Annotated in this window: 11 protein-coding genes; 2 read left to right on the top strand and 9 right to left on the bottom strand. The window is 61.1% G+C overall.

All coding sequences use genetic code 11. From position 1 onward, the window contains the following. Positions 1 to 10: 10 nt before the first annotated feature. Both M0D67_RS00310 and M0D67_RS00315 read right to left on the bottom strand, forming a co-directional pair. On the bottom strand, positions 11 to 1,888 hold the full coding sequence (locus M0D67_RS00310) for an amidohydrolase (RefSeq protein WP_266236754.1): 1,878 nt from the start codon (positions 1,886 to 1,888) through the stop codon (positions 11 to 13). Between the two features lie 91 nt (positions 1,889 to 1,979). Beyond that, positions 1,980 to 2,606, bottom strand: a complete 627-nt coding sequence (locus tag M0D67_RS00315; protein WP_266236756.1) for a hydrolase — start codon at positions 2,604 to 2,606, stop codon at positions 1,980 to 1,982. A gap of 474 nt (positions 2,607 to 3,080) precedes the next feature. On the opposite strand from M0D67_RS00315, the gene poxB reads away from it, so the two are divergent. Both poxB and M0D67_RS00325 read left to right on the top strand, forming a co-directional pair. Next, the gene (poxB, locus tag M0D67_RS00320; RefSeq protein ID WP_266236758.1) at positions 3,081 to 4,802 is read left to right on the top strand and encodes a ubiquinone-dependent pyruvate dehydrogenase; all 1,722 of its coding nucleotides are present in this window, start codon (positions 3,081 to 3,083) and stop codon (positions 4,800 to 4,802) included. A gap of 51 nt (positions 4,803 to 4,853) precedes the next feature. Further along, a complete protein-coding gene (locus M0D67_RS00325) occupies positions 4,854 to 6,128 on the top strand; it encodes an MFS transporter (RefSeq protein WP_266236760.1) in 1,275 nt (424 codons plus the stop codon). Positions 6,129 to 6,179: 51 nt separating this feature from the next. Here the strand turns inward: M0D67_RS00325 and M0D67_RS00330 are convergent, their stop codons facing one another. The 7 genes from M0D67_RS00330 to M0D67_RS00360 all read right to left on the bottom strand — a co-directional run bounded on the left by M0D67_RS00330 (position 6,180) and on the right by M0D67_RS00360 (position 16,363). After that, on the bottom strand, positions 6,180 to 7,424 hold the full coding sequence (locus M0D67_RS00330; protein ID WP_266236762.1) for an acyl-CoA dehydrogenase family protein: 1,245 nt from the start codon (positions 7,422 to 7,424) through the stop codon (positions 6,180 to 6,182). Positions 7,425 to 7,503: 79 nt separating this feature from the next. Beyond that, positions 7,504 to 8,268, bottom strand: a complete 765-nt coding sequence (locus M0D67_RS00335) for an SDR family oxidoreductase (RefSeq protein ID WP_266236764.1) — start codon at positions 8,266 to 8,268, stop codon at positions 7,504 to 7,506. Positions 8,269 to 8,310: 42 nt separating this feature from the next. Beyond that, positions 8,311 to 9,330 (bottom strand): phosphotransferase, encoded by a 1,020-nt coding sequence (locus M0D67_RS00340; RefSeq protein ID WP_266236766.1) that lies wholly within the window; start codon positions 9,328 to 9,330, stop codon positions 8,311 to 8,313. A gap of 22 nt (positions 9,331 to 9,352) precedes the next feature. Next, positions 9,353 to 10,027, bottom strand: a complete 675-nt coding sequence (locus M0D67_RS00345) for a histidine phosphatase family protein (RefSeq protein WP_154559785.1) — start codon at positions 10,025 to 10,027, stop codon at positions 9,353 to 9,355. Between the two features lie 140 nt (positions 10,028 to 10,167). After that, positions 10,168 to 11,067, bottom strand: a complete 900-nt coding sequence (locus M0D67_RS00350; protein ID WP_154559784.1) for a LysR family transcriptional regulator — start codon at positions 11,065 to 11,067, stop codon at positions 10,168 to 10,170. Between the two features lie 238 nt (positions 11,068 to 11,305). Further along, a complete protein-coding gene (locus tag M0D67_RS00355; RefSeq protein WP_266236770.1) occupies positions 11,306 to 13,015 on the bottom strand; it encodes a thiamine pyrophosphate-dependent enzyme in 1,710 nt (569 codons plus the stop codon). 246 nt (positions 13,016 to 13,261) lie between these two features. Then, positions 13,262 to 16,363 (bottom strand): AAA family ATPase, encoded by a 3,102-nt coding sequence (locus M0D67_RS00360; protein ID WP_166618171.1) that lies wholly within the window; start codon positions 16,361 to 16,363, stop codon positions 13,262 to 13,264. Between the last annotated feature and the right edge of the window lie 187 nt (positions 16,364 to 16,550).

The raw sequence follows: 16,550 nt of genomic DNA on the forward strand, positions 1-16,550 counted from the left end.
CTGCCTGCTCCTAGAACGCGAAACAACTGCAGCCGAGCGCGCCCCAGAACGCGTTCGCGTCGCCAGCGGGCACATTGCTGCGCCATGCCCACGCATGCGCGTGACGATGCACGCCGCACAGGTTCACGCACGCGTCGTTGCACGACTGCACGAGCGGCGCCGCGGGACGATAGCGCGCATAGCCGCCGTACTCCGCGACGGGCGACCACGTGGGGCTAACGGGCAGCGCCGGCGGGTCGAACGTTTCGAACTCTTCGGCCGCGTAGACAATCCGCCCATTGACCGCCGTCAGCACCGAGCTCAGATGCCTGATGCCGTCTTCTTCCATCGTGAAATAGTCGTCGCTCAGCACCACGAAATCGGCAAGCTGGCCAGGCACGAGCGCGCCCTTCTTCGTCTCTTCATTCGAGAACCATGCGCTACCCACCGTATAGCGGCGCAGTGCCTCCATGCGATCCAGCCGGTCCTGCGCGGCGTACATCAGCGTGCCGCCCACCGTGCGCCCCGAAACAAGCCAGTACAGCGAAACGAACGGATTGAAGCTCGCGACGCGCGTCGCGTCCGTCCCCGCGCCGACCGGCAGCCCGGCCGCGAGCATCTTGCGCACAGGCGGCGTATGCGCGGCGGCTTCGGCGCCATAGCGGGAAATGAAGTATTCGCCCTGATACGCCATCCGGTGCTGGACGGCGATGCCGCCGCCCAGTGCGGCAATGCGGTCGATGTTGCGCGCCGAAATCGTTTCGCAGTGGTCGAAAAACCAGCGCAGGCCGCCGAACGGCGTATCCTGGTTGACACGCTCGAAGACGTTGAGGAAACGTTCGATCGATTCGTCGTAAGTTGCGTGCAGCCGGAACGGCCAGCGATTTTGCACGAGCAGCCGCACGACGGCTTCGAGTTCGCTTTCCATCACGTCCGGCAGGTCCGGACGCGGCTCCAGAAAATCTTCGAAGTCCGCGCCGGAGAACACGAGCATCTCGCCTGCGCCGTTCATCTTCAGGAAATCGTCGCCGTCACCCGGTTTGGTGACCTTGACCCACCTCGCGAAATCTTCGATTTCCTTTTTCGCGTTCTGCGTGAACAGGTTGTACGCGATTCGCACGGTCAGCTCGTTACGCTTCGCGAGTTCCATGATGACGGCGTAGTCGTCGGGATAAGACTGGTAGCCACCACCTGCGTCGATCGCGCTCGTCACGCCAAGGCGGTTGAGTTCGCGCATGAACTGACGCGACGAATTCAACTGGTCGTCGAACGGCAGCTTCGGCCCTTTTGCGAGCGTCGCGTACAGCAAGCCCGCGTTCGGACGCGCAATCAGCATGCCGGTCGGATTGCCGCGGCGGTCGTGCTGGATCTCGCCGCCCGGCGGATTCGGCGTATCACGGTCATAGCCGACCGCACGCAGCGCGGCAGCGTTCAGTAGCGCGTTGTCGTAGAGATGCAGGATGAAGACGGGCGTATCTGGCGCGATCGCGTTGATCTCTTCAAGCGTCGGGCCCCGCTTCTCCGCGAACTGGAATTCGTTCCATCCGCCGATAACACGCACCCATTGCGGCGCGGGCGTGCGCGCAACCTGCGCGCGCAGCATCTCGAGCGCGTCGCGCAGCGAGGGCACACCATCCCAGCGCAGTTCGAGATTGAAATTCAAACCGCCGCGAATGATGTGAAGATGCGAATCGTTGAGACCGGGAACGACCGCGCGTCCCTTCAGATCGATGCGGCGCGTGGACTCGTTCGCCCATTGCATCATGTCGTGGTCGCTGCCGCTCGCAACGATCTCGCCCTTCGCGATGGCGAGCGCCGTCACGAACGAACGCTTGTCGTCCTGCGTCGCAATCTTGCCGTTATAGATCACCAGGTCCGCAATGCGACTGGGCTGAATCGATGCGGTCATCGTCGCTCTCCGTGATGTTTGGTCAGACGCGTTTCACGCGCGACGACAAACGCGTCGCGCGTGAAAAAATGGCGAGAGGCAATCAGTCCGCCTAGCTCGCGTGACCGCCAAGAATTTGCTTCGCGTAGCGCACGCCGATGCCATACGAGGTATGCGCCTTGAAAATCTCCATGCAGCCTTCGTACGTTTCGCCGCGCGCCCAGTCACGTTGCAGTTCGCACATGAACTGCACCGAGGTTAGCGGCACCGCGCCCGCCTGGATGACGCGCTGCACGGCACGCTCATGGGCTTCCCCGGTGATGTCGCCGCAGGCGTCCGTCGGCACGTAGATTTCGAAGCCCTCGGCGAGCATCTGCACGGTCGGGAAAGCGACGCACACTTCCGTCCACAGGCCCGCGATCACGATCTTCTTGCGGCCCGTCGCCTTGATCGCGTCGCGAAAGCCCTTGTCTTCCCACGAATTCATAGACGTGCGGTCGATCGGTTTGATCTGCGGAAACACCGACTGCACTTCCGGCAGCAGTTGGCCACTGAAGGTATCGGCGGCGACCGTCGTCAGAACAGTCGGCACCTTGAAGAGCTTCGCGGTCTTCGCGAGGATCTGAATGTTGTGAAGGATGGTGGTGCGCTCGTGCGAGTGCGTGCCGAAGAACATCTGCGGCTGATGGTCGATAAGCGCGAGCGCGCACGTGTCGGGCGTCAACAATTCATGGGCCATGAGTAGCTCCAATTTACGAGAATGCGAGGACCCGCACGGTTGCACGAAGGCCACCGTGTCAGCGTCCGGTTAGTGGATGGGTCGAGTCGATGTTGCATCGGCAAGGCGGATGCGAGCGGCTTCCCGGCGAAGCTTGAGCGTGAGTTTCACGATGCCGCAATGGCACGACGACAAGGTATAACTTCGCACCTTGCCGGGACATTACATATTTATGTAGCGCGGTGGTCCACGACAAGTTCGGATGCCTGACCTCATTGCTCGACCGACGCGGAGCACGAATTGCCTCGCCACGATGTTCCAGATTTATGTAATGGTCGCCTTAAGACCGGCCAACTACTATCGGACACATCGCATGGCGAACAGGTCTTCATTCGTCCTGCGCCAAAGGACGACGCACTCACGCGGAATGCGCTTCTTTTGCCTCCCCGATAAGCATCCGATGGGCCGCAAATTCTTAATCTATGGAGATGTGAAATGGCAACGATAGCTGCCGACTACATGGTTGGTGCACTGGTCAATGCGGGTGTGAAGCGTGTGTTCGGCGTGGTGGGAGATTCGCTGAATGGCTTCACGGATTCCCTGCGCCGGGAAGGTTCCATTGAATGGGTTCACATGCGGCATGAGGAAAGCGCGGCTTTCGCCGCCGGCGCCGAAGCGCATCTCACGGGGCAACTCGCAGTCTGTTGCGGGAGCTGCGGCCCGGGGAACCTGCACCTGATCAACGGCTTGTTCGACTGCCAACGCAGCGGCGTTCCTGTTCTCGCTATCGCCGCGCACATTCCAAGTTCGGAAATCGGCATCGACTATTTTCAGTCGACCCATCCCGAAGTGCTGTTCAAGGAATGCAGTCATTACGTCGAGCTCGTCACCCACCCCGACCAATTGCCGCAAATTCTGGGCCGTGCGATCCGGACGGCCGTTGCGCGTAAAGGCGTCGCTGTTGTCGTCATACCTGGCAATGTGGCACTCGGGCCGCTCACAAAACCTGTGCCGAACTGGAGCGCACCGTCCGCTCCAATGATTCGCCCCGCGGACGCCGACATCGCGAAACTCGCCCTTCTGTTGAACCAGTCGTCGCGCGTGACGTTGCTTTGTGGAGCGGGTTGCAAGGATTCGCACGCGGAAGTCGTGGAACTCGCCCGCAAGTTGCAAGCGCCGATCGTGCATTCGCTGCGAGGAAAGGAGTACATCGAATACGACAACCCGTTCGATGTGGGAATGACAGGCCTTGTCGGGTTCTCCTCCGGGTATTCCGCGATGAAGAGCTGCGACATGCTCCTGATGTTGGGTACCGACTTTCCTTATCGACAGTTCTATCCGGAGGGAGTGACGATCGCGCAAGTCGATACAAGGGCAGAAACCCTCGGCAATCGATGCCCGATCGAGCTTGGCGTATTGGGAACGGTCAAGGATACGCTCAACGAACTTCTCCCCATGGTTCAGCAGAATACGGACAGCAGCTTCCTGAACCGTGCGCTCGACGATTATCGCAAGGCGCGCGCGAATCTGGATTCGCTGGCGGAGCCGGAAGCAGGCAGCAGCACCATTCATCCGCAATACGTGACCCGACTCGTCAGCGAACTCGCCAACGAGGATGCCATCTTCTCCTGCGACGTCGGCACCCCCATCGCATGGACTGCCCGATATCTGAAGATGAACGGCAAACGGCGACTGGTTGGTTCGTTCAATCATGGCTCGATGGCCAACTCGCTTCTCCACTCGATTGGCGCGCAGGCCGCTTTCAGGGACCGGCAGGTGATCTCGATGTCGGGTGACGGCGGCTTCACCATGATGATGGGTGAATTTCTCACGCTGATTCAGGCAGGCTTGCCGGTGAAAGTCGTCGTGCTCAACAACGGAACGCTGGGCTTCGTGGAAATGGAGATGAAGGCCAGTGGGTTCGTTGATACGGGATGCGACCTGAAAAATCCGAACTTCGCCGCGATGGCCAATGCAATCGGAATCAAAGGCATACGCGTCGAGCACCCTGCGGAACTGGAAGGCGCGCTAAGCGAAGCATTCGCTCATCCGGGTCCGGCGCTCGTCGATGTAGTAAGCGCACGTCAGGAGCTCGTGATGCCTCCCACGACCAGCGCTGATCAGGCTTATCACTTCGGCCTGTTTATGCTTCGTGCCGTCATGGACGGTCGGGGCCTGCAACTCATCGACCTCGCAAAGGTCAATCTGTTCCGGTAATGCAGTCCGCAAGCGTGTAGGGACCGTTATCCACGCAATGGGAATCGAACCATGTCCAGCAAAATCATCGGCACTGTAGAAGCTCCATCCGAGCGCGAACCCATCCACATGGGTTTCGTCATCGCCTGGCTTTTCTGTGCCGCGTTCTACTTCATGCAGTACATGCTGCGTTCCGCGCCGGGCGTGATGGTGCCCGAGTTGAGCGCGGCATTCGCGCGCGATGCGCTGGGCGTGGGCGCGCTCGTCGGCCTGTACTACTACACCTATGCGCTGTTCTCGATCCTTTGCGGTGCACTGCTCGATCGGCTCGGCGGCAAGGCGGTCATTCCAGCCGGCATCGTTCTCGTTGCTGTGGGGGCGGCCCTGTTTGGCCTCGGCAGCGTGGAGGCCGCGCAGGTCGGCCGCTTGCTACAAGGCGCGGGTTCGGCGTGTGGCTTTATCGGCGCGGTGTATCTCGCCACGCACGGCTTTCCTCCACGCTCTCTTGCGACGGCGGTAGGCTTCACTCAATGCTTCGGCATGCTGGGCGGTTCCGCGGGTCAGTTCGCCGTTGCGCCGCTCATTCACGGCCTCATCACATGGCAGCAGTTCTGGTGGCTGTCCGGCCTCCTGATCTTTGTGATCGCCGTACTGGTGCTATTCGTGACACCAGCAGCCCATGACGACAGCCCGGCCGGCCAGGGCTCGTGGATGAAGATGTTTGCGCCGTACAAGCAGGTACTCACGAATCCGCAGTCCTACCTTTGCGGCTTCTGCGCCGGCCTGCTGTTCCTGCCGACTACGATTGGCGACATGATCTGGGGCATTCCATTCCTGCACAACGGTCTCGACGTCAGCTATGGAGAGGCCGTCAATCGCGCGAGCATGGTGCCGCTAGGCTGGGTAATCGGCTGCCCGCTGCTAGGCTACCTGTCCGACCGTCTGGGCCGCCGCAAGCCGGTGTTGATCGGCGGCGCGCTGCTGATGCTTGTGTCGGCCACTGGCATTTTCTATCTGCCGGCCGGCGTGGCGCCGCCTTACGTGCTCGGCCTGCTGCTCGGCATCGGCTCCGGTGCGGCGATGCTGCCCTACACGGTGATCAAGGAAGTCAATCCCGACAACGTGAAAGGCAGCGCCAGCGGCGCGATCAATTTCCTGGTGTTCACGTTCAGCGCGTTGCTCACGCCGGTGTACGGCAAGCTGCTCGCCCATCATGCGAACGGCGGCACAATGAACCTGTCTACGTTCCGGGCAGCCGGTTCGTGGCTGCTCGGTGGCATCGTGCTGGCCATGCTGCTCGCTATATTCATGCGCGAGACCGGACCGCGCGGACGCGCGAACGCATGAGGACGGGCCAGGTTCTTCAGCAAGATCGAGCCTTGAACCTGGCGCTATCCGTTACACCGACGGCGTCAGGTAAGGATTATCCTTCCCCGGCGCATAGGGCTGCGCCTTAAGTTCCATCCGTGCAATGCTCTGCAGGTGAACCTCGTCTGGGCCATCCGCGAAGCGCAATGCGCGGCCCCACGTCCAGCTATCGGCCAATGGCGTGTCGGGGCTCAACCCCATCGCGCCGAACACCTGCATCGCCCGCTCGCAAACGGCGGTGTGAACACTCGGCACGAGCGCCTTGATCATCGAGATCTCCTTGCGCGCATCCTTCGCACCCACGTTGTCGATCATCCACGCGGCCTTGAGAACGAACAGCCTCGCCTGATCGATTTCGATTCTGGACTTCGCGATCCACTCGGCGACTGTCCCGTGTTCGAACAGCGTCTTGCCGAATGCCGTGCGCGCCTGGGCCCGCTCCACCATCAACTCGAGCGCCAGTTCCGCGGCGCCGATCGAGCGCATGCAGTGGTGAATCCGTCCCGGCCCAAGACGCGCCTGCGCCAATGCAAAGCCGCTGCCCTCTTCACCGAGGAGATTCGATCGCGGCACGCGCACGCCTTTGAACTCGATCTCGCAGTGGCCTTCCGGCGCCACGTGATTGACCACCGGGATATTGCGGATCACCTTGACGCCGGGTGTATCGCGAGGCACGAGAATCATGCTCTGCTGACTGTGGCTCGGCGCGTCCGGATCCGTTTTGCCCATCACGATGAAGATCTGGCAATTCGGATGGGCTGCATTCGTGATGAACCACTTGCGGCCGTCGATGACATAGTCGTCCCCGTCACGACGAATCGACGTGGTGATATTGGTCGCGTCCGAAGAGGCCACCGCCGGTTCCGTCATCGCGAACGCCGAACGGATCTTGCCGTCGAGAAGGGGCTTGAGCCACTTCTCGCGCTGAGCGGGCGTGGCAAACATATGGAGCAGTTCCATATTGCCCGTGTCCGGCGCATTGCAGTTGAACACCTCGGACGCCCACGACACCCGCCCCATGATCTCAGCGAGAGGCGCGTACTCGAGATTGGACAGGCGGGTACCGGGCTCGTCATCGCGCAGATGCGGCAGGAACAGGTTCCAGAGACCCTCTTCACGCGCCTTGTCCTTCAAGGTCTCCATAAAGGAAACCGGATATTGACCGGCACTCACTTCATCGTGCCATTGCCGGATGCGCGGAACGATGTGCGTGTCCATGAACGCACGCACCTGGGTGCGCAGCGCTTCGACTTTCGGGCTGTATGCAAAGTCCATTTTTACTCTTCCATAATCTGATTACTGGAGTCGATGCATCGGCAAACCGCGCGGTCAATACCGTGCCTCGACCACGTGACTAGATCGTCAGTCCACCGTCGACGACGACACACTCTCCATTGGTATAGCTCGCAGCGTCGGACACCAGGTACAGCACGGTACCCGCCATCTCTCGAGGTTCCGCATGGCGTCGCAGCGGAATCTGCGACACCCAGCTCTCGTACGTGGCCTGATCTGCGAACAGCGCCCCTGCAAAGCGGGTTTTGGTCAGTCCGGGGAGCAGCGCATTCACCCGAATCCCCAACGGCCCGCACTCCTTCGCGAAGGCCCGCGTCATGTTGACAACGGCGGCCTTGGTGATCGAGTAGATGCCCTGCCTGTCGCCAGGCTGCAAGGCATTGACCGAAGCCGTGTTGACGATCGCACCACCGCCGTTCTCCCGCATCAACTTGCCCGCCTCGACGGACATGAAGAAGTAACCGCGCAGATTGACTTCCACTGTCTTTTCGAAGGACGACAGATCGGTATCGAGAATGTGGCCAAAATACGGATTGGTCGCCGCGTTGTTGACGAGAATGTCCAGACGGCCATGCCGTGCCCGAATATGCTGGAAGATCGCGAGAATGTCCTCGATACGCCCGACGTGGCACGGGTACGCTTCGGCGCTCCCGCCCGCTTCTTTGATCTCGCTTGCAACGGATTCACAATCTTCCAGCTTGCGGCTCGACACAATCACGTGGGCGCCCTGCTCGGCGAGCAGTTTCGCGATCTCCTCACCGATGCCCCGGCTCGCGCCCGTCACCAGAGCAATCTTTCCTTTCAGGTCAAACAAATTCGTAGCCACAATCAGTCTCCCTATTTCTACGTTCCGATTTCCTGCCTGTCTTCAGATCAGGTCAATGCCCATCTTCGCAAGCGCCCCGGCCATCTCCCCCACCTGCCGCGCTTTTTCATTCGATGCGTTGCCGCTCAAGGCCCGCTTCTTCACGCCCTGTGCGATAGCGGCGAGCCGGAAGAAGCTGAACGCCAGGTAAAAATTCCAGTTCTCAATCGACGAAATTCCCCGGAGCGCGCAATATCGCTCAACAATCGACGCCTCGTCCGGCACGCCCAACGCGCCTCGATTCAGGCCTGCGAGTCCGGCGATATGGCTGCCGGGCGGAAGCCGCAAACACATGCAGAAGTACGCGATGTCAGCCAGCGGATTGCCAAGCGTGGAGAGTTCCCAATCGAGAACGGCACGGACTTGAGGCGCATCGCGCATGAAGATGATGTTGTCGATACGGAAATCGCCGTGCACGAGCGAAGGCTTTCCCGTTTCCGCCGGACAGTGCGCAGGCAGCCATTCGATCAGCGACTCCATTGCCTCCAATGTATCGGTCTGCGCAGCGCGATATTGCCTGGTCCAGACGTCGATCTGACGCTCGAAATAGTTGCCCGGGCGGCCGTAGTCGGACAATCCGGCTTCGTCGATATCCACATCGTGGAGAGCGGCCATTGTGCCGAGCAGTGCGTCGTAGATGGCGCCACGCTCCTCGACGGGTACGTCGGGCAGCGCCGGGTTCCAGAAGATTCGCCCGTCTTCGTAGCTCATGACGTAAAACAGGCTACCGATAACATCGCGGTCCTCGCAGAGGTGATACGCGCTGGCGACAGGGACCGGTGTCCGGCCGAGCGCCGATATCACGCGAAACTCACGATCAACCGCATGAGCCGCCTTGAGCAGGTCGCCGGGAGGTTGACGCCTCAGCACGTAGCTTCCGCTTTGGGCCTTCAGGAGAAACGTCGGATTGGATTGTCCGCCGGAAAATTTCTCGACGGACAACGGCCCTTGAAACCCGGGCACGTGCGCCGTCAGATAACGTGTGAGATTTTCGATGTCGAATTGGAGGCTGGGGTAGTTCATCTAGCAGGAATCCGGATTGAGGTCAGCCGTAGGTGACAAATTCACGCCTCTCGGCATGTTCGAGATGCGGCACTGAATTGAAACTGACCAGCGACATCGCGTTGTCGTTAAAGACATATTGGCAAACGCTGCTGTTTCGAATCTGCAGGTTCAGTGCAATCGCGGTCGCGGCGGGTGTCTGCAGAACCTGCTGGGCAGTGACTGCGATCGGACCACCCGAACTCACCACCAGAACGCGCCTGCCGCCAGCCCGCTGGATATCGCTGCGCGCACGCTGGACACGCGTCTGGAATTGCTGCCATGTCTCTGGAACAACGCCCGGCAAGCGGTCATCGGCCCAGAGCTGCAGCACTTGCCGGAGCCCTTTGTAGAAGTCCTTTTTTGAACTGGTGACCGACAAACCTGACGGCAAACCCTCATCGCCGAGCGCCGCGAACAATGCCTCGAAATCGTATTCGTTCAAACCCGCGTCTTGCGCGAGCTCGACTTGGGGGCCGCCCATGGCGGCGAGAATGGCGTCGGCGGTTTGCCGATGCCGCTGCATCGTGCCAATGACAACGCGATCGAACCGCAAATCCGCCTGCGCGAAGTACTCGCCGAGCCAACTTGATTGGGTACGACCGGAGGGGGATAGCTCGTCATAGTTTTCAGCGCCGAAAGACGCCTGACCATGCCGTACAAGATAGAGTTCTGCCATGCCAGCCTCGCTTCAACATGGCTAGCAGAATACCCAGCGCCGTATCATTCAGGAAATTGATTGTTGTGATAGTCGGCTATAAATTCTCGTGACACCGGGCATGTATGCCCCGAATGTGCCGCATGCCCCGTGGGTCCGAGCTACTGGTTCATTTCCAGCATGAGCCGGCCAACCTGCTCGCGCAGCCAACGATGAGCCGGGTCCCCGGTCACGCTTCGATGCCAGTAGCCATGAGACTGGAGATCCGGAAGATCGAACGGCAGCGCCAGGATTCGCGCGTCATAGCGCTTGAGGAGCACGAGGGGGGCCGTGAGGACGAGATCGGTTCGCATCGCGATCAACGGGGCGACCAGATAGTGTTGAACCCGCGTCTGAATCGATCGCCTGACGCCTAGCTTGGTCAGTTCCGCATCGACGAGACCCGATCCCTGGGGGCGGCTGGATACGTGGATATGGCCGAAGCTGAGGTAGTCGTCGATCGTCAGCTTCTTCTTCGTAAACGGATGGTCGTGACGCAGCATGCATGCATACCGGTCGCGGCCCAGCGGCTCCTGTTCGAGGTAGGGATCGTCAATCAGCGGGGCGTCGATTGCGAGATTGACCGCACCGCTGGCTAGCGCTTCCGGAACGTCCTTACGCGTCGTGAAGTAGCTCTCGATACGAATGCCGGGCGCCAGTCGCTGCAGCACCTCCTCCAGCGCGGGCAGAAGGAGCGCCTCCGTGAGGTCGGTCATGCTGAGCCGGAACGTACGCTCGGACGAGGCGGGGTCGAAGCGTCCTCCGACGTGAGTACTCGAGTCGAGCAGTTGCAGTGCCTCGCGAACCTGGCCGATGATGTTTTCCGAAACGGGAGTCGGCATCATGCCGGCTGACGTACTCACAAACAGCTGATCGTCGAATGTTTTGCGCATCCGCGCCAACGCATTGCTGACAGCAGGCTGGGTGATGAACAGCATCTCCGCTGCGCGCGTCAGGTTTCGTGTTCTGTAGACGGCTTCGAAGACAACGAAGAGATTCAGATCAACCTTTGACAGACGCATTTTCAAATTCCCCGACGCCACTCGAACTGTATTTTCGACTCCTCCTGTTCACGCGCACTTGTCGGCGCAAGGCGACGATCGGCGTGGTATCACGGAGCAACCCCGGCGAGTCTACTCCTGCCATGGCGAGACAGCCAAACAGGGGCATGAGGACGCTTCGCGCACGCTGATCCTTCGGTTCAGCGCGATCGCAAAGGCGGTGATCAACTCGCCCACCGCCCCTCTGCTCCAGCAAGTCCTATAAATTTTCGCGGATCATGGCGAACACATCGGCGGACTGCCCCTGCAGCATGGCTTTCGCTGAATACAAAACCATTCCGTACGCAGCACCCCACTCGATCTTCGGCGGCATCACGAGTGTCATCGTGTCGACCTTGACGTTCAGAAGCGCCGGGCCGGGCTCGTTCAACCATGCGATGACGGCCTCTTCGAGTTCATCGGCTTTCGACACCGTGCGCCCCCACAAGCCGATCGCCTCGGCGACCTTGCCGAAGTCCGGGTTTTGCAGGCCCGTATAGAGCGGGAGCATGCCTTCGGACTTCTGCTCGATGTCGATAAATCCCAGCTTGCCGTTGTCGAACACCACCACCTTGACGGGCAGCTTCTCCTGCACGAGCGTCATGAGTTCACCGAACAGCATGGCGAGACCGCCGTCGCCGGACATGGAGATCACCTGGCGTCCAGGCTGGCACTTCTGCAGGCCCATCGACATCGGCAGGGCCGCCGCCATCGTGCCGTGGAGCAGACTCGAAAACACCCGGCGTTTTCCGTTCGTGTCGATATGCCGGTAAAGCCAGACCGTGGGCGTCCCATCGTCGGCGCAGAAGAGTGCATCGCTCGCTGCGTACCGGTTGATCAACTCGGTCAGGTAGATGGGCGGAATCGTTCCGCGGTTGGACGCAACGGCCTTCGACCGGTGAGTTTCCACTGCGCGTGCATGCCGCTCGACGAGCTTGTCGCGGAACTCGGTCGACGTACGCGGTTCAAGGCGCGGCAGCAACGCCTCCATCGTGGCCTTGATATCGCCAACCAACCCAAGCGTGACCGGATGCCGACGGCCGAGATGGTCGGGCGCCATGTCGATCTGAACGATTCTGGCCTTCTCCGGATAGAACTGCCGCCACGCGAAGTCGGCGCCCAGCAGCAGCAAGGTCTCGCATTCGGATACCGCCAGATAGCCTGCTTCGCCGCCGATAATGCCGGTCATGCCGACGTTGTACGGGTTGTCATGTTCCAGCGCGTCTTTTGCGCGGGACGTGTGCGCAATGGGTGCCTTGAGCCGCTCGGCAACCGCCATGATTTCGGCGTGCGCGCCACGGCATCCGGAACCGCCGTAGATCGCAATCTTCTCGCCCGAATTGAGGATGTCAGCCACACGGTCGAGGTCTGCGTCACTCGGCCGGACCACCGGCACATTCGTGTGGACCGAATATGGGACGTTATCGCTGGCATCCGCGTGGGCGATGTCAACCGGAACGATCAGCACGGCGACGCCACCTTTTGCAATGGCGGTCTGACAAGCAATCACGGTTTTGCGTCGCGCCTGCTCGGGCGTAATGATCATGTCGCAGAACACGCTGCACGATCCGTAGATCGCCTTGAAGTCGACTTCCTGCGGAAAGTTGAAGCCGAGTTCCTCGCTCGCGACCTGGGTTGCAATCAGGATGACCGGCGCCCGATTGCGGTTGGCGTCCACGAGGCCATTGATGAAGTGAAGGCTGCCAGGGCCGCAGCTTCCCGCCACGGCCGTGAGGTTGCCGGTCAACATGGCCTCGGCTTCGGCGGCGAACGCCCCCGCCTCCTCATGGCGCACATGGACCCACTCGATGTCGCTCTCGTTGATGTGATGAGCAATAAGATTCAGCGTGTCGCCCACGATCCCGTAGCAATGCTTGACGCCCGCCGAGGCGAGCGTATCCACAATGATTTCGGCAACTTTTTTACTCATCCCGGCTCTCCTGAAAGTGCTCCATGCATGAAATGATCCGCTGCCGATATGAACCGCGGGACCGGAGTTTGTCACTGCGGGTCGCGCTGATTCCATCGGTGGGAGGATTCACTTATCTTGCATCGACTCCTTGTCGGCCGATATCACCCTGCGGGGGGATTGGCGCCATGATGGCTCCCCCATGTCTCATGTCTCATGTCTCATGGCTAATACCTCATGCCTCATGTCCCACGTTTGAAGCATGTGTCAGCTTGTTGAAAGAGCGAGCAGACGCCGGCCGATCTGAGCGCCACGCGGCAAGGAATTCGACAGGCGCTCGAGCGTCGACATGAAATGGCGCTGTTGCACATCCGCCTGTTCGGCGTCGCCGCAGGCCTCGTGAATCGCCGCCGCCGTGCGGTGAAGCCGCCAGTCCGCCAGCGGGGTTTCGACGCCTTCCGTGGCCGCGAACGCGGCGTTGATGTGCTCGCGTGCAATGACCGGATCGCCACTCGCGAGCGCCTCTCGCGCGACGACTTCCCAGGCGAGCGCCTGCCACGTCCGGTCTTCGGTGGCGAGGGCGAGCTTGAGGAACGCCTCCCCGCGCGATCGCGCGGTGCGATGGTCGCCCGCCATCATCGCGGCCTCGGCGGCACCCCATTCGATTGCCAGTCGCCAGTACCAGTCGAACATGATGGGTGTAGCGTCCAGTTGCCGTTGCGCTTCAGCAAACAGCGCCGAGGCGCGTACGCCGTCCTCCAATCCAATATACGCGAGGCCCGCGAGCACGATGCACGCACGGTGTTGCACGGGCAGCAGCGCGCCGGAGTCGGCTTCGACCACTCGATCGGACGAGTTTGAAGCCGGCACAAAGCGTTCGTACATTTCAATGACTGACTCGTAGTCCATCGTGTGCACGAGCAACCAACCCCGATAGACCTCGAGTGTGCGGGCCGCAAAATAGTCGCCGTTCTCGTGAAACGAAGCCATACCCTGGTCGAACGATTCCATCGACCGCCCCAACTCTCCAAGGAAGAGATAAGCCCACGCAGTACCCAGCCGGACCATCCACGTCGCCCGCGCGAGGTCAAAGCCCGGATGTTCCACCGCATGCTCAAAGAGGATCTGGTAATTCGCCCGCACCGTGCCGAGCGCTTCGCGATAGCGGGTGGAAATGATGCACAGCATGCTGTGTTCCATATTCGCCCGGGCGATCAGCAAGGGATCCCCCGTCTCGCGCAGCGCACGCATCGCCGTCTCGCACTCAATCAGATCGGCATGCGACCAGCCGTCCGTCCAGATACGGCGTACGTAGGCACTCACGCGCACCAGCGCACTGACGCGCAGGTCGGGATGCGACGCGCTGAGCGCCAGCGCAACGTTTAGCACCTCGATGCAACGTTGCCTGTCGCTCCAGCTAAAGACGTAGGCCAGGCCGAGCATGGCGCGCAATTGCGCATCGAGCCGGCCAATCGTGCGTGCCTGCTCCTCCAGTTCGATCCAGGCGGCCTCGGCGCGCGGATCATGCGCGGCAGCGTAAAGCGACGCGCGCGCCTCGGCAAACTCAAAGCTTTTCAGTGGACGCAAATCAGCCGGCAACCTGGTGGTGAGCGAAGCGGCAAAGTCGAGAATCGACTGCGCCTCGCGATACGCAAAGCGAACCTTTGCGGTTTGCAGCGCCATGCGTAGATAGTCAATCGCCTTGAGCCAGTCTCTCGCGTCGGCGAAATGATGTCCGAGCTCGTATGCCACCTCCGCTCGCTGATCGCGAGCGTAGATCGCCTCGAGCCGTTCCGCGATTTGCCGATGCAAACGGGAGCGGCGAGTCAGCCCTTGACGTCCATAGAACGCGTGACGAATGAGCGCATGGTCGAAACAGAACATCGCCGCCGCTCCCCCGTCGGGTAAGCGCTTCACCCCGCAACGTTGAATGAAGCGTTGAGTGCGTGCCAGCGCCTCGCAGATATCGTCGAACTGCTCCGTCGACAGACCCGCGGCCTCGGCCACGGTCGCCGATGAAAAGCAGAGCCCTGCCACGCTAGCGGCCTCAAGCACATTCCGTTCGTCGGCACCGAGGCGCCGGATTCTACCTTCGAGCGCCCGGGTTATCGTGTGTGGCGCTGCCGCGCCGATCGTCGCGAGAGGCGCCAGCGGCCGCCAGCCCGTCGCTGTCTTGCGGAGCATGTTGCGCTCCACGAGATCGGCAAGGGTCGCCCGCATAAACAGTGGATTGCCGCCGCAACGTTGCGCGATGAGATAGGACAGCTCTTCCTCGGCAGGGTCGATGTGATCGCGGTCTGTCAGCCACGCAACCACCGCATCGCGAGGCAACGGACCCAGCGCCAGCTCCCGGCATAAGCCTCTCAGCGAAAGCTCGTGGTGCAGTTGCTCGATGGGGTGTTCGGCCAGCGCCGCCTCGTCCGGCCGGTAAGTGACGACGACCATCAGGCGCAGCGCGCCTGGCTGGCGCGCCAGCGCCGCCAGAAAATCGATCGTCGAGTAGTCGGCCCAATGAAGATCTTCGAATATCAGAAGCAGCGGTTGCGTCTGCGTCAGAGCGCTCAGCAAGGCTCGGATCTCCCGCAGCATGCGTTCGCGCGACGCGTGAGGAAGCTGCCGATGCAGGGACTCGCGCACCTGACTCGCCACCTGACCCGGGAGCTGCCATGCCCACGTGGGCGCCAGCGTCACCAGCGCTGTCACGACTTCGCTGCCGCCGGTTCCCTGGCAAAGTTGGCCGAGCGCCTGCAGAACCGGATAAAACGGCTCCGCGCCCCCATAGCCCTCGACACAATGCCCTTCGGCAACCCACGCATCCTCAGGTCCGGACCGTTGGGCGGCAACGAACCGCCTGAGCAACGCTGTCTTGCCGATGCCCGGTTCACCTGCAACCACCACGATCTGAGCGTTTCCGCATCGGGCCTGGTCCATTGCGGCACACAGTTGCCGCAGTTCGCTCGTGCGTCCGGCAAAGCGGCCGAAGCTCTCCTCGCTTACGGCTGGCGCAAGTTCCGTTGCAGGGATCTCGACCGGCGCGACGAAACGATAGCCGCGTCCGCGCAGCGTTTCGATGTAGCGAGGGCGCTGCGCGCTATCGCCGAGCCGTGTCCGGATCGTCTGTATGTGGCTCTTCACGACTTCGGGCTGCACGTGCACGTCGGGCCACACGGCTTCGAGCAGCGCGTCATGGGTAATCAGCGCACCGCGATTCTCGATCAGAAACCGCAACACGCCGAAGGTCTTGCGCGTCAGGTCGATCCGCTCGGGTGTCGTGCCGGAAGAAGCCAGCCGCCAAAGACATTCGTTCGTCGTATCCAGACGAAAGCCTTCGAAACTGATCGACGATAACCTGCTCGAATGAGCCTTCATGCCAACCTTGCTCCTCATGCCTTTAGCCAACCCTCTGAAGAACAAACGCGCCCGCCTGCCAGGGCGAAACGCACACATTTCCCGTCAGGGTAAGGTGTTCGAAATCCGAAAGGGTGATTTTCCGGTCCTGATTGTGTAATGGAATGCTTCACTCAGCATGACCGACAGGTGCAGTATAAAATCGCGG

Origin of the sequence: Paraburkholderia sp. SECH4 (assembly GCF_030511745.1) — a bacterium.
GTDB lineage: Bacteria > Pseudomonadota > Gammaproteobacteria > Burkholderiales > Burkholderiaceae > Paraburkholderia > Paraburkholderia madseniana.